At 71.6% G+C, this 18,542-nt stretch carries 18 protein-coding genes and 1 tRNA gene; 12 read left to right on the top strand and 7 right to left on the bottom strand.

Annotation, left to right across the window (positions count from 1 at the left end):
• Positions 1-242 precede the first annotated feature (242 nt).
• The 5 genes from ACGF0D_RS21825 (at position 243) to ACGF0D_RS21805 (ending at position 4,087) form a co-directional block, all read left to right on the top strand.
• The gene (locus tag ACGF0D_RS21825; protein ID WP_392918654.1) at positions 243-1,694 is read left to right on the top strand and encodes an amino acid permease; all 1,452 of its coding nucleotides are present in this window, start codon (positions 243-245) and stop codon (positions 1,692-1,694) included.
• Positions 1,695-1,749: 55 nt separating this feature from the next.
• On the top strand, positions 1,750-2,181 hold the full coding sequence (locus ACGF0D_RS21820; protein ID WP_392881019.1) for a Mov34/MPN/PAD-1 family protein: 432 nt from the start codon (positions 1,750-1,752) through the stop codon (positions 2,179-2,181).
• Between the two features lie 138 nt (positions 2,182-2,319).
• Entirely contained in the window at positions 2,320-2,439 is a 120-nt protein-coding gene (locus ACGF0D_RS21815; protein ID WP_310593142.1) for a putative leader peptide, read from the top strand.
• 119 nt (positions 2,440-2,558) lie between these two features.
• Complete coding sequence (locus ACGF0D_RS21810; RefSeq protein WP_030257420.1) at positions 2,559-2,837, top strand: MoaD/ThiS family protein; 279 nt, start codon at positions 2,559-2,561, stop codon at positions 2,835-2,837.
• 281 nt (positions 2,838-3,118) lie between these two features.
• Entirely contained in the window at positions 3,119-4,087 is a 969-nt protein-coding gene (locus tag ACGF0D_RS21805; protein ID WP_392881021.1) for a PLP-dependent cysteine synthase family protein, read from the top strand.
• Between the two features lie 10 nt (positions 4,088-4,097).
• Here ACGF0D_RS21805 and ACGF0D_RS21800 read toward each other — a convergent pair whose 3' ends face one another.
• Positions 4,098-4,562 carry a type II toxin-antitoxin system PemK/MazF family toxin gene (locus ACGF0D_RS21800; RefSeq protein WP_392881024.1) on the bottom strand — a complete coding sequence of 155 codons (465 nt, stop codon included), beginning with the start codon at positions 4,560-4,562 and terminating at the stop codon, positions 4,098-4,100.
• Positions 4,563-4,777: 215 nt separating this feature from the next.
• On the opposite strand from ACGF0D_RS21800, the gene ACGF0D_RS21795 reads away from it, so the two are divergent.
• Together ACGF0D_RS21795 and ACGF0D_RS21790 are read left to right on the top strand one after the other, a co-directional pair.
• Complete coding sequence (locus tag ACGF0D_RS21795) at positions 4,778-4,969, top strand: MarR family transcriptional regulator (protein WP_392881027.1); 192 nt, start codon at positions 4,778-4,780, stop codon at positions 4,967-4,969.
• A gap of 234 nt (positions 4,970-5,203) precedes the next feature.
• A complete protein-coding gene (locus ACGF0D_RS21790) occupies positions 5,204-5,950 on the top strand; it encodes an MBL fold metallo-hydrolase (RefSeq protein WP_392881029.1) in 747 nt (248 codons plus the stop codon).
• 274 nt (positions 5,951-6,224) lie between these two features.
• Here ACGF0D_RS21790 and ACGF0D_RS21785 read toward each other — a convergent pair whose 3' ends face one another.
• The 4 genes from ACGF0D_RS21785 to ACGF0D_RS21770 all read right to left on the bottom strand — a co-directional run bounded on the left by ACGF0D_RS21785 (position 6,225) and on the right by ACGF0D_RS21770 (position 12,046).
• The gene (locus ACGF0D_RS21785) at positions 6,225-7,511 is read right to left on the bottom strand and encodes an LLM class flavin-dependent oxidoreductase (protein WP_392918581.1); all 1,287 of its coding nucleotides are present in this window, start codon (positions 7,509-7,511) and stop codon (positions 6,225-6,227) included.
• Positions 7,508-8,575, bottom strand: a complete 1,068-nt coding sequence (locus ACGF0D_RS21780) for an LLM class flavin-dependent oxidoreductase (protein WP_392881033.1) — start codon at positions 8,573-8,575, stop codon at positions 7,508-7,510. Before ACGF0D_RS21780 ends, ACGF0D_RS21785 begins: the two co-directional genes overlap by 4 nt.
• Positions 8,576-9,069: 494 nt before the next feature.
• Positions 9,070-10,347, bottom strand: coding sequence for a PTS transporter subunit EIIC (locus ACGF0D_RS21775; RefSeq protein WP_392881036.1), 1,278 nt, complete (start codon positions 10,345-10,347; stop codon positions 9,070-9,072).
• A 397-nt stretch (positions 10,348-10,744) separates the two neighbouring features.
• Entirely contained in the window at positions 10,745-12,046 is a 1,302-nt protein-coding gene (locus tag ACGF0D_RS21770) for a PTS transporter subunit EIIC (protein WP_392918579.1), read from the bottom strand.
• Between the two features lie 401 nt (positions 12,047-12,447).
• On the opposite strand from ACGF0D_RS21770, the gene ACGF0D_RS21765 reads away from it, so the two are divergent.
• From ACGF0D_RS21765 to rdgB, 4 genes are all read left to right on the top strand, one after another.
• The gene (locus ACGF0D_RS21765; RefSeq protein ID WP_030060521.1) at positions 12,448-12,681 is read left to right on the top strand and encodes a glucose PTS transporter subunit EIIB; all 234 of its coding nucleotides are present in this window, start codon (positions 12,448-12,450) and stop codon (positions 12,679-12,681) included.
• Positions 12,682-12,855: 174 nt separating this feature from the next.
• Positions 12,856-13,581: a ribonuclease PH gene (rph, locus tag ACGF0D_RS21760; protein ID WP_392881042.1), complete on the top strand. Its 726-nt coding sequence runs from the start codon at positions 12,856-12,858 to the stop codon at positions 13,579-13,581.
• Between the two features lie 224 nt (positions 13,582-13,805).
• Positions 13,806-14,195 carry a hypothetical protein gene (locus ACGF0D_RS21755; protein WP_392881044.1) on the top strand — a complete coding sequence of 130 codons (390 nt, stop codon included), beginning with the start codon at positions 13,806-13,808 and terminating at the stop codon, positions 14,193-14,195.
• A gap of 31 nt (positions 14,196-14,226) precedes the next feature.
• The gene (rdgB, locus tag ACGF0D_RS21750) at positions 14,227-14,832 is read left to right on the top strand and encodes an RdgB/HAM1 family non-canonical purine NTP pyrophosphatase (protein ID WP_392881047.1); all 606 of its coding nucleotides are present in this window, start codon (positions 14,227-14,229) and stop codon (positions 14,830-14,832) included.
• Positions 14,833-14,903: 71 nt separating this feature from the next.
• On the opposite strand, the gene ACGF0D_RS21745 is transcribed toward rdgB, so the two are convergent.
• Positions 14,904-14,987, bottom strand: a tRNA-Leu gene (locus ACGF0D_RS21745).
• Between the two features lie 356 nt (positions 14,988-15,343).
• Between ACGF0D_RS21745 and ACGF0D_RS21740 the strand changes: the two genes are divergently transcribed.
• Positions 15,344-17,797 (top strand): chitinase C-terminal domain-containing protein, encoded by a 2,454-nt coding sequence (locus ACGF0D_RS21740; RefSeq protein ID WP_392918576.1) that lies wholly within the window; start codon positions 15,344-15,346, stop codon positions 17,795-17,797.
• A 118-nt stretch (positions 17,798-17,915) separates the two neighbouring features.
• Here the strand turns inward: ACGF0D_RS21740 and bcp are convergent, their stop codons facing one another.
• Positions 17,916-18,389, bottom strand: coding sequence for a thioredoxin-dependent thiol peroxidase (gene bcp, locus ACGF0D_RS21735; protein WP_392881052.1), 474 nt, complete (start codon positions 18,387-18,389; stop codon positions 17,916-17,918).
• Between the last annotated feature and the right edge of the window lie 153 nt (positions 18,390-18,542).

Here is an 18,542-nt window from a genome sequence, read left to right as displayed (position 1 = left end):
TTCCGCGCGGGCTGACCCCCTTGGGGGAGTGATCCTGCCCGATTCCGGGCAAGCCCCGGCCGTTTTGTCCAGAGTATGGACGATCGGCCGGGGCATTTCTTATGAAAATCGGGCAAACCATACCAGGTCATGCTCAAATAACGCTCAGATGGACACCGCTATCCGAACCCCGCGTGGTACGACTTCTCCACCCCCGAGACCGACCAGGACGGTGCACAGTGGCCGAGAAGTTGTACGACGAAATGGTCGACAATCCACCGGATGCGGAGGGCTACGAGCGCGGGCTCGGCAGCCGCCAGATCCAGATGATCGCGATCGGCGGAGCCATCGGCACCGGCCTGTTCCTCGGCGCGGGCACCGCGATCTCCCGCTCCGGCCCGAGCCTGATCCTCTCCTACGCCGTCGCCGGCCTGGTGATCTTCGTGATCATGCGGGCGCTCGGCGAACTGCTCACCTACCGCCCGGTTTCCGGCAGCTTCGCCGAGTACGCCCGGGAGTTCCTCGGCCCCTTCGCCGGCTACGTGACCGGCTGGACGTACTGGCTGTTCTGGGTCGTCACCGGCATGGCGGAGACCACCGCCGCCGCCGTCTACGTCCGCTTCTGGGCGCCCGACATACCGCAGTGGATCAGCGCGCTGACCTTCCTGGTCGTGCTCTACGCGGCCAACCTGATCTCGGTGAAGCTGTTCGGCGAGATCGAGTTCTGGTTCTCCATGGTCAAGGTCACCGCCATCATCGGCATGATCCTGATCGGCGTCGGGGTGCTGACCCTCGGCTTCAGTAAGGCCGGTGACACCGCGTCACTCGGCCACCTCTGGCAGGACGGCGGCTTCTTCCCGCAGGGCATCGGCTCCACCGTGATGACCCTCCAGATCGTCATGTTCGCCTACCTGGGCGTCGAACTCGTCGGCGTCACCGCGGGCGAGAGCGAGAACCCCGAGAAGACCCTGCCGCGCGCCATCAACACGCTGCCCTGGCGGATCATGCTGTTCTACATCGGCGCCCTGGTGGTCATCCTCTCGCTCGTGCCGTGGACCGAATTCCAGCCCGGCGTCAGCCCGTTCGTCGCCGCCTTCGGCAAGATCGGCATCCCGGCGGCGGCCGGCATCATCAACTTCGTGGTGCTCACCGCGGCGCTCTCCTCCTGCAACTCCGGGATGTACTCCACCGGCCGCATGCTGCGCGACCTCGCGCTGAGCGGCCAGGCCCCGGGGCGCCTCACCAGGCTCAACTCCCGCCGCACCCCGGCCTTCGCGATCACCGTCTCCAGCCTGCTGATGGGCGTCGGCGTGGTCCTCAACTACCTCGTCCCGGCGCGGGCGTTCGAGTACATCACCTCGGTCGCCACGGTCTGCGGCCTGTGGACCTGGGCGATGATCCTGATCTCCCAGATCCGCTACCGGCGGGCCTGGCAGGCCGGCCACCTGCCGCCGCCCACCTTCAAGGCGCCCGGCGGCGCCTGGGTCAGCGGGGCCGCGCTCGCCTTCCTCGCCCTGGTCGTGGTGCTGATCGGCCTGGACCGGGACAACCGGATCTCGCTGTTCGTCTTCCCGGGCTGGGCCCTGCTGCTGGTGGTCGGCTACCAGGTGCTCAAGCGCCGCGACCCGCGGGCCCTGCGCGGCGGCGCCCAGGACCCGGAGCCCGCCGCCGGCGCCGCCGCGGACGCCCGCGACGGGAACGTGGACACCCACTGACCGCGCCCCGGACGCCCCGGCGGCCATCCGCCGGGGCGTGGCTATCCTGAGCCGCATGCTGACCATCACCCGAGAACTCCGCGACCGGATCGTGGCCCACGCCCGCGCCGACCACCCGGACGAGGCCTGCGGCGTGGTCGCCGGACCGGCCGGCAGCGGCCGACCCGAGCGGTTCGTCCCGATGCTCAACGCCGCCCGCTCGCCCACCTTCTACGAGTTCGACTCGGGCGACCTGCTCAAGCTCTACCGCGAGATGGACGACCGCGACGAGGAGCCGGTGATCGTCTACCACTCGCACACCGCCACCGAGGCCTACCCCTCGCGCACCGACGTGAGCTACGCCTCCGAACCGTTCGCCCACTACGTCCTGGTCTCCACCGCCGAGGGCAACGGCGAGGACGACCCCTACCAGTTCCGCTCGTTCCGCATCGTGGACGGCGAGATCACAGAGGAAGACGTTCAGGTCGTCGAGGCCCACCCGGCCTGACCGGCCCGCCCGCGGACCCGGCCCGCCGACCCCTCCCGAGGGGCGGCGGGCCGCCGTCGTCTCAGCCCTGGGAACGGGAACATCCGGATCCCGAGACGGGCATGTCGGAGCGGACCCGGGAATCTATACGATGAGTCCATGCGTTCCGTCGATGTGAGCACTCAGGCCCCGGGCACCCGCCTCGTGGCGCGCCTGCACATCGACCTGTGCCGGCACGCCGGTGCGATCTGTCCCGGCACGCCCGCGCGCTCGCGCTGAGAGCCGCTTCACCTCACCCGGGCCCGCCGCCCACCGGCGACGCCGAGCCCCGGGCACCCCTCCGCCCTGCCGCGTCCGCAGCGGCCCACCCACTCCACGACCCGCACAGGAGCGCACTCATGGCCATCGAGGTCCGCATCCCGACCATCCTCCGCACCTACACCGACGGCGCCAAGGCCGTCGAGGGCAACGGCAGCAACCTCGGGGAACTCTTCGCCGACCTCGACGCCCGCCACCCGGGCATCGCCGCCCGCCTGGTCGAGGGCGGCGAGCTGCGCCGCTTCGTCAACGTCTACCTGAACGACGAGGACGTCCGCTTCCTGGAGGGCATCTCCACCGCCCTCGCCGACGGCGACAGCGTCACCATCCTGCCCGCCGTGGCCGGCGGCGCCCGCTAGACCACCCGGTTCCCCCGCCGCGGGGGGGGGGCCCCCCCCCCCCCCCCCCCCCCCCGGGGCGGGGGGCCCCCCGGCGCCCCCCCCCCCCCCGCGAAGCCCGCGGCCACACCCCCCCCGGCCGCCAGCCCCGGCGGGGCGCCCCCCGCCCCCGCCCCCGCCGCGGGCCACCGCCCCCCCCCCCGCCCCGCGGGGGCGGGGGGCGCCCGCCCCCCCCCCCGGGCCCCCCGCCGGGGGGGGGCACCCACCCCCGCCACCCTCACCGCCTTGGCCGGAGGCCCCCCTTGCGTTACGACAGTCCGCTCGAAGCCGTCGGCAACACCCCGCTGGTCCGCCTGCCGCGGCTGTCCGCCGCCGTCCCCGGCAACGACGAGGGCCTGGTGAGCCTCTGGGCCAAGCTGGAGGACCGCAACCCCACCGGCTCGATCAAGGACCGCCCGGCCCTGCACATGATCGAGCGCGCCGAGGCCGACGGCCGGCTCACCCCCGGCTGCACCATCCTGGAGCCCACCAGCGGCAACACCGGCATCTCGCTGGCCATGGCCGCCAAGCTCAAGGGCTACCGGATGGTCTGCGTGATGCCCGAGAACACCAGCGAGGAACGGCGCGAGCTGCTCCGCATGTGGGGCGCCGAGATCATCTCCTCCCCGGCCGCCGGCGGCTCCAACACCGCCGTCCGGATCGCCAAGGAGACCGCCGCCGAGCACCCCGACTGGGTCATGCTCTACCAGTACGGCAACCCCGACAACGCGGGCGCCCACTACACCGGCACCGGCCCCGAGATCCTCGCCGACCTGCCGACCGTCACCCACTTCGTGGCCGGCCTCGGCACCACCGGCACCCTCATGGGCGTCGGCCGCTACCTGCGCGAGAAGGTCCCCGGCGTGAAGATCGTCGCCGCCGAGCCGCGCTACGACGACCTGGTGTACGGGCTGCGCAACCTGGACGAGGGCTTCGTCCCCGAGCTGTACGACGCCGAGGTGCTCACCACCCGCTTCTCCGTCGGCTCCGCGGACGCCGTCCGCCGCACCCGCGAACTCCTCCAGCAGGAGGGCATCTTCGCGGGCGTCTCGACCGGCGCCATCCTGCACGCGGCGATCGGCGTCGGCCGCAAGGCGGCCGCCGCGGGGGAGCGCGCGGACATCGTCTTCGTGGTCGCCGACGGCGGCTGGAAGTACCTGTCCACCGGCATCTACACCGCCGAGTCCACCGAGGCCGCGGTCGAGGCGCTGCAGGGCCAGCTCTGGGCCTGAGGCCTCGGCCTCAGCGGCTCTGAAGGGCCCGCTGGGTACGGGTCCAGACCTGCCGGTCCACCGCGCCGGCCCGGCGGCGGAACGCCGACAGCGGCACTTCGCGCAGCTCGTCGGTCTCCAGCCAGCTGGTCCGGCCCTGCCGGTCGCCCACCGAACCGGGCGGCAGCGCCAGCACGCCCGGGCGCTCGGCGTGGTGCTTGCTGGTGATCTTCGCGACGGTGGCGGTCCGGCCGCGCACCCGCAGCACCAGGCACGGGCGGTCCTTGGAGCCGGGGCCGTCCTCGAACGGCACCTGCGCCCACCAGATCTCCTGCGGCTGCGGGCCGGCCCCCGTCCGCGGACGCGGCTGCGGACCGGCCGGCCCGGACGGGCGCGGGGCCGGACGGGCGCGCCGCACCAGCGCCGCCGCGGCGGCGGCCAGCAGCGCGACACCGAGCAGCGACAGGACGAGCCAGGCAGCGGTCATGCCGTTCATGCGGCGAACCGTACCGGGCCGGGGGCGCACGCCACCACCGCGCGGTCCGTGACGGTCCGGCGGTCGGCCGCCGGACGTTCGTCCGCCCATTTGTCCGCGCACTGCTCCCGGTTCGTCACGGAACTGCCACAATGCCCGTTCTGCGCCCGGAGTTCCGCCCGGTCCGGCCAGGCTGCGTCACGAACGTCCGCCCCCGTCCCCCCGGAGGTGCCCCCGTGACCCGTGGCCCCGAGCTGTGGTCCTACGCCGAGATCGCCCGCCACATCAACGTCCGGCGCGAGACCGTCCGCAGCTACCGCCGGCACCGGCTGCTGCCCGATCCGGACGTGATCGACGGCAGCGGCCACCCCCGCTGGTACCCGTTCACCATCCGCACCTGGGCCCGCAACCGGCCCCGGCGGCGCTGATCCCCGGCCCGTCAACCGGCCCCGCTCCCGCCCCGGGCGTTCTGGTGATTCCGCCCACAGCCCGGCACGGGGACGGGGGCAAAGTGCCGCTCCGCCCTTACCCTCGACACACCAACGCAGTGCTACCGGCCGGTCCACCGGCCCCGGCCTGCCGTTTTCCATGCTGTTTTCCATGGAGGACGGTGATGCCGTTTTCCAGCAGCAGCCAGGACGTGTCGGGGCGGAGGGGCTCGGATGAAACTGACCGTGGTGGGGTGCTCGGGGAGCTTCCCGTCCGCCGACTCGCCCTGCTCCAGCTACCTGGTCGAGGCCGAGGGCTACCGTGTCGTCCTCGACCTCGGCAACGGGGCCCTCGGCGCCCTCCAGAAGCACGTCGGCCTCTACGACGTCGACGCCGTCCTGCTCAGCCACCTGCACGCCGACCACTGCGTCGACCTGTGCGCGTACTGGGTGGCCCGCAACTACCGTGCCGAGGGCTGCCCCGAACTGCTGCCCGTGTACGGCCCGGCCGGCACCGCCGAGCGGCTCGCCCGCGCCTACGACATGCCGGAGAACCCCGGGATGAAGGAGGTGTTCGAGTTCCGCACCCTCACCCCCGGCAGCTTCGAACTCGGCCCGTTCCGGGTCACCGTCGCCCAGGTCAACCACCCCGTCGACGCCTTCGCGTTCCGGCTGGAGCACGACGGCCGCTCGCTGGTCTACAGCGGGGACACCGGCGAGAGCCCCGAACTCGTCGAACTCGCCCGCGACACCGACCTCTTCCTCTGCGAGGCCGCGTACATCGACGGGCGCGACACCTACCAGGCCGTCCACCTCAACGGCCGTGAGGCGGGCGAGCACGCCGCCGCGGCCCGGGCCCGCCGGCTCGTCCTCACCCACATCCCGCCGTGGACCGACGCCGAGCACAACCGGCGGGCCGCCGCGGCCGCCTACCCCGGGCCGGTCGAGGTCGCCCGGGCCGGCGCGGTGTACGAGGTCTGAGCAACTCGGCGCGGTGCCGGTGGGCGTGCTCGGCGTCCGGTCCGCGGGTTCCCGGAAGAAACCCGGGAACCACCTGCAACCTCCGTGCCCCCCGCATGTCTTGGCCGCACGGCATCTCCGCGGTCGACGTCTCCGCGGTCGGCGTCTTCGTGGGCGGCGCCGCGCCGGGCACGGAGCAGCCCGCCGGGATCCGCTGACCGATGTGGGCGGGAGCGCCGGCTGACCGTCCCTCCGTTCACGGCCCGCCCGGAGCACCCGGGCGGGCCGTGCCCGTTCAGCGCCGCCCGGGCACCGGCAGTCCGAGGTGCTCCCGCAGGGTGGAGCCGGTGTAGTCGGTGCGGAACACCCCGCGCTCCTGGAGCAGCGGCACCACCCGGTCGACGAACTCGTCCAGGCCGCCCGGGGTGAGGTGCGGGACGAGGATGAAGCCGTCGGCCGCGTCGTTCTGCACGAAGTGGTCGATCTGCGCGGCGACGGTTGCCGGCGAGCCGATGAAGGACTGTCGGCCGGTCAGCTCGATCACCAGCTCGCGGCTGGTCAGCCTCTTCTCCGCGGCCACCGCCCGCCACCGTTCGGCGACGGCCACCGGGTCGACGTGCCGGACCCTGCCCTGGACCAGGTCGCTGTCCGGGTCGGGGTCGACGGTGGGCAGCGGTCCGTCCGGGTCGTGGTCGGACAGGTCGATGCCCCAGACCTGTTCCAGGAAGGCGATCGTGGTCTGCGCGCCGACCTGGGCCCGGCGGATTTCGTGGGCCCGCTCGGCCGCCTCGGCGTCGGTGTCGCCGAGGGCGAAGGTGGCCGCGGGCATGATCTTCAGCTCGTCCGGCTTGCGCCCGTACGCGCCGAGCCGGCGCTTGACGTCGGTGTGGAAGGCCTGGCCGTCGGCGAGGGTGGAGTGCCGGGAGAACACCACGTCGGCGGTGGCGGCGGCGAACTCCCGCCCCTCGTCGGAGTCCCCGGCCTGGATCACCACCGGGTGGCCCTGCGGCGGCCGTGGCAGCGAGAGTCGGCCCTCGACCTCGAACTGCGGCCCCGAGTGCCGGACGGTCTCCTCCCCGGCGTCCCAGAACTCCCGTGCCAGCTGGACGGATTCGGCGGCCCGGGTGTAGCGGTCGGCGCGGTCCAGGTAGCCGCCGCGGCGGAAGTTCTCCCCGGTGAAGGCGTCCGAGGAGGTGACCACGTTCCAGGCCGCGCGGCCGCCGGAGAGGTGGTCCAGCGAGGCGAAGCGGCGGGCGAGTTCGTACGGCTCGTTGAAGGTCGCGTTGACGGTGGCGGCCAGGCCGAGCCGTTCGGTGACGGCGGCCAGCGCGTTCAGCACGGTGATCGACTCGGGGCGGCCGACCACGTCCAGGTCGTGGATGCGGCCCTTGGACTCGCGCAGCCGCAGGCCCTCGGCGAGGAAGAAGAAGTCGAACTTCCCGCGCTCGGCGGTCTGCGCGAGGTGGCGGAAGGAGGAGAACTCGATGTGGCTGCCGGAGGCCGGGTCGCTCCACACCGTGGTGTTGTTGACGCCGGGGAAGTGTGCGGCGAGGTGGATCTGCTTGAGCGGTCGGTCCGTCATCGGGTCACCTCGGCGAGGGCGGGAGAAGCGGCGGGGGAAGCGGTGGGGGCGTCGGCCGGGCGGGCGGCGTAGCGGCTGGCCGGGCGGGCCAGGCCGAGGTGGTCGCGCAGGGTGCGGCCGGTGTACTCGGCGCGCAGCAGTCCGGCGGCGCGCAGCGCGGGGGCGATCCGGTCGGCCAGCGCGGCCAGGTCGCGCGGAGGGTCGGCGGGGGAGAGGTGGAAGCCGTCGACGCCGGTGCCGGTCGCGGTGAGCTCGGCGAGCAGCCGATCGTCGGCGGCGCGGTCGGGCAGGGCGGAGAGGTCGGCGTCGAGCCGGGCGAGGATGCGCAGGCCCTCGCCGGCCCGCAGCCGCAGTTCGGTGGCGGCGGTCAGCCGGGCGGCGCGGTCGGGGGCGTCGAGCAGTACGACGTCGGCGTGCCGGACCGCGGCGGCGACCCGGGCGCGCCCGCCCGGGGAGGCGTCCGGCGCGAGGTCGGCGGCGGAGACGGGCACCGCGACCACCGGGCGGCCCTGGGGCGGGCGCGGGGTGATGGACGGGCCGCGGACCGAGAAGCGCGGGCCCGCGAAGTCGATGTAGTGCACCTTGTCGCGGTCGATGAACCGCCCGGTGGCGGTGTCGCGGATCTCCGCGTCGTCCTCCCAGCTGTCCCAGAGCCGGGCGGCCACCTCGACGGCGTCGGCGGCCTCGGCCCACAGCTCGTCCTCGGCGGCGACCGGTCGGCGGCCGAAGGCCCGCGCCTCGGCCTCGGTCGTGGAGACGCCGACCAGCCAGCCGGCCCGGCCCTCGCTCGCCCAGTCCAGGGTGTTGACCGAGATCGAGGTGTGGAAGGGCTCGGTGTGGGTGGTGGTGACGGTCGGCACCAGGCCGACCCGGCCGGTCAGCGGGGCGATCCGGGCGAGGGCGGCGAGCGCGTCGGGGCGGCTCGGCGCGGCGGCGAAGGAGTCGTCGAGGGTGACGAAGTCCAGGGTGGCCCGCTCGGCGAGGCGGGCGAGGTAGGCGTAGTGCCCGGCGTCGAAGCGGCCGGGGCTGTCGAGGGCGGCGGACAGGTGCAACTGGCGGGGCATGGTGAGCCTGACTTCCTCGTGCGGACGCGTGCGCGCACCGGAGCGGCCCGTGCCGGGGCACGGGTGCGCGGGGCGCGCGGGAGCGCGGTGGCGGCCCGCGGGCGGAGCCCGTACGGGCGGGGGAGGGAAGGACCGGCGCCGGGCGGGTCGTCAGCCGGGCGGCGGCGGGGGAACGGTCAGCTCAGCCGCGACACGCCGCGGACCACACGCGACCGAAGTCGATGTGGCTGCGGGTGACCAGCGGGCACGAGGCGTTCACCGCTTCAGTTGACCAGGGCCTCCGGCGATTCGTCAACCGCCGTTTCCGTCCGTGGACACGGTGGCACGGCGTTCGTGGACACAGTGGCACGGCGTTCGTGGACACGGCCGATCGGCGGGCCCGGGGACGCGCGGGGCGGGCCCGGGTACGCCGAAGGCCCCGCCCGGTCGCCGGGGAGCAGCGGCGGGGCGGGGCCTTCGAGGCGTGCGGTGACGCGGGCTTCGGGCGTCGGGCCTCAGGCCTTGGTGACGTCCTCGATCTCGTCGTCGTCCTCGCGACCGGGGGTCTTGAGGTCGAACTTGGCGATCGCGAAGCGGAACAGGAAGTAGTAGATCGCGGCGAAGACCAGGCCGAGCGGGATGATCATCCACGGGTCGGTGGCCTTGTTCCAGGCCAGCAGGTAGTCGATCAGGCCACCGGAGAAGGTGAAGCCGTCGTGTACGCCGAGCGCCCAGGTGACGGTCATCGAGACGGCGGTGAGCAGCGCGTGGATGACGTACAGGACCGGGGCGATGAAGACGAAGGCGAACTCGATCGGCTCGGTGACACCGGTCACGAAGGAGGTCAGGGCCAGCGAGACCATCATGCCGGTGACGGCCTTGCGGCGGTGCGGCTTGGCGGCGTGGGCGATGGCCAGCGCGGCGGCGGGCAGCGCGAACATCATGATCGGGTAGAAGCCCGACATGAACTGTCCGGCGGTCGGGTCGCCGGCGAAGAAGCGGGTCAGGTCGCCGTGCACGACGGTGCCGTCGGGCTTGGTGAAGTCACCGGTCTGGAACCAGGCGTAGGAGTTCACGAACTGGTGCATGCCGACCGGCAGCAGACCGCGGTTGACCAGGCCGAACGCGCCCGCACCGAACGCGCCGGCGCCGATCAGGGTGTCGTTCAGGCTCTTGATGGCGTCGCCGATCGGGCCCCAGGCCAGACCGAAGAAGACGCCGACGGCGGTGCCGACGAAGGCCATGATGATCGGGACCAGGCGGCGGCCGTTGAAGAAGCCGAGCCAGTCGACCAGCCTGGTGCGGTGGTACTTCTGCCACAGCACCGCGGCCAGCAGGCCGATCACGATGCCGCCGAGCACACCCGGGTTCTGGTAGGTGGCAGGCTCGTCCTTGCCGGGGAGGATCTTGTACTCGGTGATCGGGAACGCGGTGAGCACGTTCTTGTAGACCAGGAAGCCGACCAGCGCGGCCAGAGCGGTGGAGCCGTCGGCCTTCTTCGCGTAGCCGATCGCGATGCCCACCGCGAAGAGCATCGGGAGAGCGTCGAAGACCGAGGAGCCGGCGGTGTTGAACACCGCGGCGACCTTGTCCCAGCCGAGACCGTCCTTGCCGAACACGTCGTCCTGGCCGAGACGCATCAGCAGACCGGCGGCGGGGAGCACCGCGATGGGCAGCTGGAGGCTGCGGCCGATCTTCTGCAGACCCTGGAGGAGGTTCTGGCCGAACTGCTTGGCGGGGCTTGGCGAGGCCGGAGCCTTAGCGGGCGCCGGTGCCTGCTCAGACTGACTCATGGGGGTGGGTTCCTAACGGCATGGCGGTCGGTCGGGGGAGGCACAGGGGGCCAACCGCAAACTGGTCTACACCACACGTGGTGTAGACCAGTTTTGTAGCACGGGCGGGGAAGTCGAGGAACCCCGGAAAGCGCTGTCGCCGGGAAGCGCTATGAAATCGAAACCTACTTACCGAATGGCGATCTTGGTGTCGGTCGCGATTGGGACTTTGGCCGACGGCGCAACAAAATCGATTTTGGATAATCGCGCAACAAAAGCACGGCGTGTCTGACGGGGCGTCCGGCCTGGGCCGGGCCCGGGACGTCCGCCACCGGCCCGGCCCTTTCGGGAAATGCCGAAGGCCCCCGGACCGGTGATCCGGAGGCCAATGCGGGGATAACCCGGGCGCCGCCCGGTTTCAGGCCTTGGTGACGTCCTCGACCTCCGCCTCGTCCTCCCGGCCGGGAGTTTTCAGGTCGAATTTGAGGATGATGAACCGGAAGAGCGCGTAGTACACGGCGGCGAAGCAGAGCCCGATCGGGATGATCAGCCACGGCTTGGTGGCCAGCCCCCAGTTGATGACGTAGTCGATCAGGCCGGCCGAGAAGCTGAACCCGTCGTGCACCCCGAGTCCCCAGGTCGCCGCCATCGACGCGCCGGTCAGCACCGCGTGCACGGCGTACAGGGCCGGGGCGATGTAGGCGAAGGAGTACTCGACCGGCTCGGTGACACCCGTCACGAAGGAGGTCAGGCCGACCGAGAGCATCAGGCCGTAGATCTCCTTGCGCCGGTGCGGCTTCGCCGAGTGGGCGATCGCGAGCGCGGCGGCGGGCAGCGCGAACATCATGATCGGGAAGAAGCCGGACTGGAACTGGCCGGCCGTCGGGTCGCCCGCCAGGAAGCGCGGGATGTCGCCGTGCACGATCGTGCCGTCCGGCTTGACGAACTCCCCGAACTGGAACCAGACGAAGGTGTTCAGCAGCTGGTGCATGCCGATCAGCAGCAGTGCGCGGTTGAACAGGCCGAAGATGCCGGCGCCGCCCGCGCCCAGGTCGGCGAGGGTCTGCGAGAAGTCGTTCAGGCCGCGGCCGATCGGCGGCCAGATCCAGAGCGCCACCACGGCGGTGGCCAGGCCCACCAGGGCGGTGATCATCGGTACCAGGCGGCGGCCGTTGAAGAAGCCGAGCCAGTCCACCAGCCTGGTGCGGTGGAACCGGACCCACAGCCAGGCCGTCATCAGGCCGATCAGGATGCCGCCCAGCACGCCCGGGTTCTGGTACGTCGCCGCGGCGATCCTCGCCGACGAGTAGCTCACGCACTGGCCGGACCAGGCGTCCGGGATCAGCGTCGTCCCCGCCGGGCACTTCTCCGGGAAGGCGTGCAGGACCCGGAAGTAGACCAGGAAGCCGACCACGGCGGCCAGCGCCGTCGAGCCGTCCGCCTTCTTCGCCATGCCGATCGCGACGCCGACGCAGAACAGCATCGGCAGGCCGAAGGAGGAGTCGAGCAGCGCGCCGCCCGCAGCGGCGAACACCCTGGCGACGTCGTCCCAGCCCAGCCCGTCCTTGCCGAAGACGTCGGGCTGGCCGAGCCGGTTGAGGATGCCGGCGGCCGGGAGCACCGCGACCGGCAGCTGCAGGGAGCGTCCCATCTTCTGGAGGCCGCCGTAGAAGGTGTGCCACCAGGTGGTCTGCGGGGCCGTGGCGCCTGCCGAACTCATCCTTCGCCCTCCGGGAGCAGTTGCCGACCGCAGGGCCCCCGCGGGACCCTCGGGCAGGGGTCGGGAACACCCGGGGCCGTTCCCGCGTTCCTCGGAGTACACATATATTGGTGTAGACCACTTGGACGCGGGCCGTACTCCGAGGGCACCGGCCCCGCTGATCGTCATCCTCGGGCGGCGATCGGGACCCTGCCCGCCGAGATGGGCCAAAAGTGGACTAACGTGGCGGACCGGACCGGCACGGGTGATGCTGGTCGCGCTGCTCGCCGGCCGACCGCAGCCGAACCCGCGTCAGCCACCGGCACGGACCTCACCACCCGACGGTCGAGGGACACCCCAGCACCAACGCAGGACGGCACCCGGCAGAGCCGCCGAAGGGCCGAGACAGAGGGAGAAACCAGATGGCCAGCAAGGCTGAGAAGATCGTCGCCGGTCTGGGCGGCATCGACAACATCGAAGAGGTCGAGGGCTGCATCACCCGCCTGCGCACCGAGGTCAAGGACGCCTCCCTGGTCGACGAGGCCGCCCTCAAGGCCGCCGGCGCCCACGGCGTCGTGAAGATGGGCACCGCGATCCAGGTCGTCATCGGCACCGACGCCGACCCGATCGCCGCCGACATCGAGGACATGATGTGAGCTGAACCACCCGGGTTCAGCCCGCCCGGCCCGCCGACCCGCTCAGGGGGACGGCGGGCCGCGGCGCATCCGGAGCCGACCCGGGACCCGGCGGGGCCCGGCGCGGCGACGCATCGGGACCGGGCGCGGCGACGCATCGGGACCGGGGCTCCGGAGCGACTACGCTCAGTTCCTATGTCACGCATCGACGGCCGCACCCCCGAACAGCTCCGCCCGATCACCATCGAACGGGGCTGGAGCAAGCACGCCGAAGGCTCCGTCCTCATCTCCTACGGCGACACCAAGGTGCTGTGCACCGCCAGCGTCACCGAGGGCGTGCCCCGCTGGCGCAAGGGCAGCGGCGAGGGCTGGGTCACCGCCGAGTACTCCATGCTCCCGCGCGCCACCAACACCCGCGGCGACCGCGAGGCCGTCAAGGGCCGCATCGGCGGCCGCACCCACGAGATCAGCCGGCTCATCGGCCGCTCGCTGCGCGCCGTCGTGGACCACCGCGCGCTCGCCGAGAACACCATCGTCCTCGACTGCGACGTCCTCCAGGCCGACGGCGGCACCCGCACCGCCGCCATCACCGGCGCCTACATCGCCCTGGTCGACGCCGTCGCCTGGGCCCGCGACAAGAAGCTGCTGCGCGCCAAGGGCCAGCCGATCACCGGCGGCGTCAGCGCCGTCAGCGTCGGCATCATCGACGGCGTCCCGATGCTCGACCTCCAGTACGAGGAGGACGTGCGCGCCGAGACCGACATGAACATCGTCTGCACCTCCGACGGCCGCTTCGTCGAGGTCCAGGGCACCGCCGAGGGCGCCCCGTTCGACCGCGAGCTGCTCGACCGGCTGCTCGACCTCGGCAGCCTCGGCTGCGCCGAACTGGACGAGATCCAGCGCAAGGCCCTGGAGGGCTGAACCGGCGCGGGCCCCGAAGCCGTCGACCGGATCGGACGCACGGTCAGCCCCCGGGCCCGGACGGCCGTTCGGGCCCGCGGAGCGAACGGCCCGCCGAACGATCCGCCTGCTGTACAGGCCGGGCCCGGAGACCGTACGGTTCCCGCAGCACTCCCGCTGCGGGAACCGCGCACCTCCCGGCGCGCGTCCCACCCCATGGAACCCGCGCCCCACAGGAGGATCGGATGCCGTCGAGCATCGCCCGCCCCACCGCCCTCGCCGTGGCCGGCCTCATCGCGATCCTCCCGCTCAGCATGGTGAGCTGCTCCGCCGCCCAGAAGGCGCTCGACTGCGGCAACACCGCGGTGAAGATCACCGGTGACATCGCCGACGTCACCCAGGCCTACGACAACGCCAGCAACGACTCGGCGGCCGCCGGCCGGGCCCTGCAGAAGCTCAAGAACGACCTCGACCAGGTCGGGAAGAACTCCAAGAACACCGACGTCGCCAAGGCCGTGACCGACCTGCAGAAGCAGGTCGAGAACGTGCAGCGGGCGGCCGACAGGAACGAGGTCCCCGACCTCAAGCCGCTCGGCGACGCGGCGGGCAACCTCACCTCGGTCTGCACCGGCTGACCGTCCCCGGCCACTCGGTAGGGTGGGCGATATGTCCACCCGCCTGATCCTCGCCACCCGCAACCAGCACAAGGTCACCGAGCTCCGCGCCATCCTGGCGGACGCCGGCCTGGACGTCGAACTCGTCGGCGCCGACGCCTACCCGGAGATCCCGGACGTCCCCGAGACCGGCGTCACCTTCGCCGAGAACGCCCTGCTGAAGGCCCACGCCCTGGCCCGCGCCACCGGCCTGCCCGCCGTCGCCGACGACTCCGGCCTCTGCGTGGACGTGCTGAACGGCGCGCCCGGCATCTTCTCCGCCCGTTGGTCCGGCAAGCACGGCGACGACCGCGCCAACCTCGACCTGCTGCTCGCCCAGCTCTCCGACATCGCCGAGCCGCACCGCGGCGCCCACTTCTTCTGCGCCGCCGCCCTCGCCCTCCCCGACGGCACCGAGCGCGTCGTCGAGGGCCGCCTCCTCGGCACCCTGCGCACCGCCCCCGCCGGCGACGGCGGCTTCGGCTACGACCCGATCCTCCAGCCCCTCGGCGAGACCCGCACCTGCGCGGAGCTCACGGCGGAGGAGAAGAACGCCATCAGCCACCGCGGCCAGGCCTTCCGCGCCCTCGCCCCGGTGGTGAAGGACCTCGTCGGCTGACGCCCCGTCCGCTGAACGTCGAAGGCCCGCCCCGAGAGCTTCTCGGGGCGGGCCTTCGATTTCAAGGCTAGTGCGGCCTGAGGGACTCGAACCCTCACGGGATTTCTCCCACGGGCACCTAAAACCCGCGCGGCTGCCTGTTACGCCAAGGCCGCATGGCCTTCAGTCTAGGGCTTCGCCCTTGGTGGGAACACCGCGATTCAGTGCGGCGACGTGCGCCTGTTCCCGTTCCCTCGCAGTGTCCGTCCGTGACGGAGCGGCAGGCGGAGCGGAGCGGTCGGAGGTCGTCCCGTCGGTCGGCGGCGGGTTCGGTTGCGGGTGGGGTGGGTTTCGGCCATCGGCTGACTGATTGTCGTGGGGCTCCGACCTGTGATGTTTGGTCGTTGATTACCAATTGGTACAGACCTATTGACCTATGTGGTTCAGACCACATAGCTTCTGCGCCAATTGCAATCCCCCACGTGCGTGCTCCCCCACAGGCACGCGCCGACACTCTCTCCTGGAGGACCGAGTGTTGATCCGAAACACGGCGGAGCGGCGTCCCACCGCTGCCCACCGCCGGAAGAGTCCGGCGGCTCGGGCCGGTGTGGCCTCGCTGGCGGCGGCCTCGTTGGCCGGGCTGCTGATGGCGACGCTGGGTGCGGCGCCCTCGCAGGCGTCGGCGGCGGTCGACAACGCGGCCTGTCGGCCGGACGGCCTGTACCAGACGCCCGGGGTGGACGTTCCGTACTGCTCCGTCTACGACACCAGCGGGCGCGAGAAGATGGGCGCCGACCACCAGCGCCGCATCATCGGGTACTTCACCGGCTGGCGCACCGGCAAGAACGGCGACGCCCCGTACCTGGTGAGCGACGTCCCCTGGGACAAGGTCAGCCACCTCAACTACGCCTTCGGCCACGTCGGCGGCGACAACAAGCTCTCGGTCGGCACCGACGGCCCGACCAACGAGGCCACCGGGATCTCCTTCCCCGGCGTCCCCGGTGCCGAGCTGGACCCGAGCCTGCCGTACAAGGGGCACTTCAATCTGCTGACGAAGTACAAGAAGCAGTACCCGAACGTCAAGACCCTGATCTCGGTGGGTGGTTGGACCGAGACCGGCGGCTACTTCGGGGACGACGGCAAGCGCGTGAACTCCGGCGGCTTCTACTCGATGACCGTCAACGCGGACGGCAGCGTCAACCAGGCCGGCATCGACACCTTCGCCGCCTCCTCGGTCGACTTCATCCGCAAGTACGGTTTCAACGGCGTCGACATCGACTACGAGTACCCGACCTCGATGAAGGACGCCGGCAACCCGCTGGACTGGCAGCTCGCCAACGCCAAGCGCGGTTCGCTGGCCAAGGGCTACGCGGCGCTGATGAAGACCCTGCGCGAGAGCCTGGACAAGGCCGGCGCCGCCGACGGCAAGCACTACCTGCTGTCGGTCGCGGCCCCGTCCTCCGGTTACCTGCTGCGCGGCATGGAGACCTTCCAGGTGGCCAAGTACCTGGACTACGTCAACATCATGTCGTACGACCTGCACGGCGCCTGGAACAAGTACGTCGGCCCGAACGCCTCGCTGTTCGACGACGGCAAGGACGGCGAGCTGGCCGCCGCCAACGTCTACGGCACCGCGCAGTACGGCGGTATCGGCTACCTGAACGCGGACTGGTCGTACCACTACTTCCGCGGCTCGATGCCCGGCGGCCGGATCAACGTCGGCCTGCCGTACTACACCCGTGGTTTCAAGAACGTCCAGGGCGGCACCAACGGCCTCTGGGGCACCGCCTCGGCGACCACCTGCCCGGTCGGCTCCGGCCTGACCGCCTGCGGTGACGGCGCGGTCGGCATCGACAACATCTGGAACGACAAGGACGACGCGGGCAAGGAGTCCCCGGCCGGGTCGAACCCGATGTGGCACGCCAAGAACCTGGAGAAGGGCATCCTGCCCGACTACCTGGCCAAGTACGGCGTGTCCGACACCGCGCTGCAGGGCACCTACACCCGCAACTACAGCTCCACCCTGGTGGCGCCGTGGCTGTGGAACGACACCAAGAAGGTGTTCCTCTCCACCGAGGACGAACAGTCGGTGGGCGCCAAGGCGGACTACATCGTCAACCAGGGTGCCGGCGGCGCGATGATCTGGGAGCTCGCCGGCGACTACCGGTGGGACGCCACCGCCAACGGCGGCAAGGGCCAGTACGTGCCCGGCAACACGCTGACCACGCTGATGTACGACAAGTTCAAGTCGTCGACCCCGTACGGCGCGATCCGTTCGACGACCGCGCTGCCGCAGCAGACCCTGCCGATCGACGTGTCGTTCAACAACTTCGCGCTGGGCGACTCGAACTACCCGATCAACCCGAAGCTGCACATCGTCAACAACTCGACGCTGACCCTGCCGGGCGGCACCGAGTTCCAGTTCGACTACGGCAACTCGGCCCCGGGCAACGCCAAGGACCAGTCCGGCTTCGGCCTGCAGGTCGTCAAGCAGGACAACCCGGGCCCGGGCAACGTGGGCGGTCTGAAGGGCAACTACAACCGGGTGTCGGTCAAGCTGCCGGGCTGGCAGTCGCTGGCGCCGGGCGCCTCGATCGACATGGACTTCGTCTACTACCTGCCGGTGTCCACGCCGTCGAACTGGACGGTCAACGTGGGCGGCACGCTGTACGGGATCAAGGGCGACCTGACCCGCGGCGCGGTGGACGGCGGCACGCCGACCCCGACCCCGACCCCGTCGCAGACGGCCACCCCGACGCCGACCCCGACCCCGACGGGCACCGCCACCCCGACGCCGACCCCGACTCCGACCCAGACCTCGGGCGCCTGCACGGCCGCCCCGAGCTGGGACGCGGGCACCACCTACGCGAGCCCCACCAAGGTCTCCTGGAAGGGCCACTACTACCAGAACAAGTGGTGGACCAAGGGCGACGACCCCGCGGCCAGCGGTGCGTGGGGCGTCTGGAGCGACCTCGGGGCTTGCTGATCAGGGCGGTCCGCTGAGGTGAGATGCGGCGGTGGCGGTGCACCCGGTCGGGGGGTGCGCCGCCACCGCTTCGTCGTGGGTCGGGCTCAGTACCTCAGTACCTCGGGCCCTCAGTGCCTCAGGCCCCGACCTTGAGGTCGCGCAGCAGCTTGGCGACGTGGCCGGTGGCCCGCACGTTGTAGAAGGCGTGCTCGACCTTGCCGTGCTCGTCCACGACGATCGTGGAGCGGATCACGCCCAGGTAGGTGCGGCCGTAGTTCTGCTTCTCGCCGAAGGCGCCGTACGCCTCCAGCGCCGTCTTCTCGACGTCGGACAGCAGGGTGACCTTCAGGTCCTCGGCCTCGCGGAACTTGCCGAGCTTCTCCGGCTTGTCCGGGGAGATGCCGATGACGTCGTAGCCGGCGCCCGCGAAGACCTCGAGGTTGTCGGTGAAGTCGCAGGCCTGCTTGGTGCAGCCGGGGGTCAGGGCGGCGGGGTAGAAGTAGACGATGACCTTGCGGCCCGCGTGGTCGGCGAGGGACACCTGGTTGCCGTCGGCGTCGGGCAGGCTGAAGGCGGGTGCGGTGTCGCCGGGCTGGAGACGCTCACTCACGGTCGTACTCTCCTGGAAGCTGGGGCGGGCGGTCGTACCACGGCAAACCTACCTCCGATGGTGGGTGGGGCCGCGCGACCGTTCCCGGCAGCTGACACACTGGGTCAGTCGCACCGATCGTACGGATCGGACGGAACAACATCGGCGAGTGAA

This window comes from Kitasatospora sp. NPDC048298, assembly GCF_043201465.1.
In the GTDB taxonomy this organism is placed as follows: Bacteria; Actinomycetota; Actinomycetes; order Streptomycetales; family Streptomycetaceae; genus Kitasatospora.
The sequence above is the reverse complement of the archived record's forward strand: the minus strand, read 5'-3'. Positions and strand labels throughout refer to the sequence as shown.

Coding starts and splice junctions, on each gene's coding strand:
- ACGF0D_RS21825 (WP_392918654.1), top strand. CDS start 243: ATGGTCGACAATCCACCGGATGCGGAGGGCTACGAGCGCGGGCTCGGC.
- ACGF0D_RS21820 (WP_392881019.1), top strand. CDS start 1,750: ATGCTGACCATCACCCGAGAACTCCGCGACCGGATCGTGGCCCACGCC.
- ACGF0D_RS21815 (WP_310593142.1), top strand. CDS start 2,320: ATGCGTTCCGTCGATGTGAGCACTCAGGCCCCGGGCACCCGCCTCGTG.
- ACGF0D_RS21810 (WP_030257420.1), top strand. CDS start 2,559: ATGGCCATCGAGGTCCGCATCCCGACCATCCTCCGCACCTACACCGAC.
- ACGF0D_RS21800 (WP_392881024.1), bottom strand. CDS start 4,562: ATGAACGGCATGACCGCTGCCTGGCTCGTCCTGTCGCTGCTCGGTGTC.
- ACGF0D_RS21790 (WP_392881029.1), top strand. CDS start 5,204: ATGAAACTGACCGTGGTGGGGTGCTCGGGGAGCTTCCCGTCCGCCGAC.
- ACGF0D_RS21785 (WP_392918581.1), bottom strand. CDS start 7,511: ATGACGGACCGACCGCTCAAGCAGATCCACCTCGCCGCACACTTCCCC.
- ACGF0D_RS21780 (WP_392881033.1), bottom strand. CDS start 8,575: ATGCCCCGCCAGTTGCACCTGTCCGCCGCCCTCGACAGCCCCGGCCGC.
- ACGF0D_RS21775 (WP_392881036.1), bottom strand. CDS start 10,347: ATGAGTCAGTCTGAGCAGGCACCGGCGCCCGCTAAGGCTCCGGCCTCG.
- ACGF0D_RS21770 (WP_392918579.1), bottom strand. CDS start 12,046: ATGAGTTCGGCAGGCGCCACGGCCCCGCAGACCACCTGGTGGCACACC.
- ACGF0D_RS21765 (WP_030060521.1), top strand. CDS start 12,448: ATGGCCAGCAAGGCTGAGAAGATCGTCGCCGGTCTGGGCGGCATCGAC.
- rph (WP_392881042.1), top strand. CDS start 12,856: ATGTCACGCATCGACGGCCGCACCCCCGAACAGCTCCGCCCGATCACC.
- ACGF0D_RS21755 (WP_392881044.1), top strand. CDS start 13,806: ATGCCGTCGAGCATCGCCCGCCCCACCGCCCTCGCCGTGGCCGGCCTC.
- rdgB (WP_392881047.1), top strand. CDS start 14,227: ATGTCCACCCGCCTGATCCTCGCCACCCGCAACCAGCACAAGGTCACC.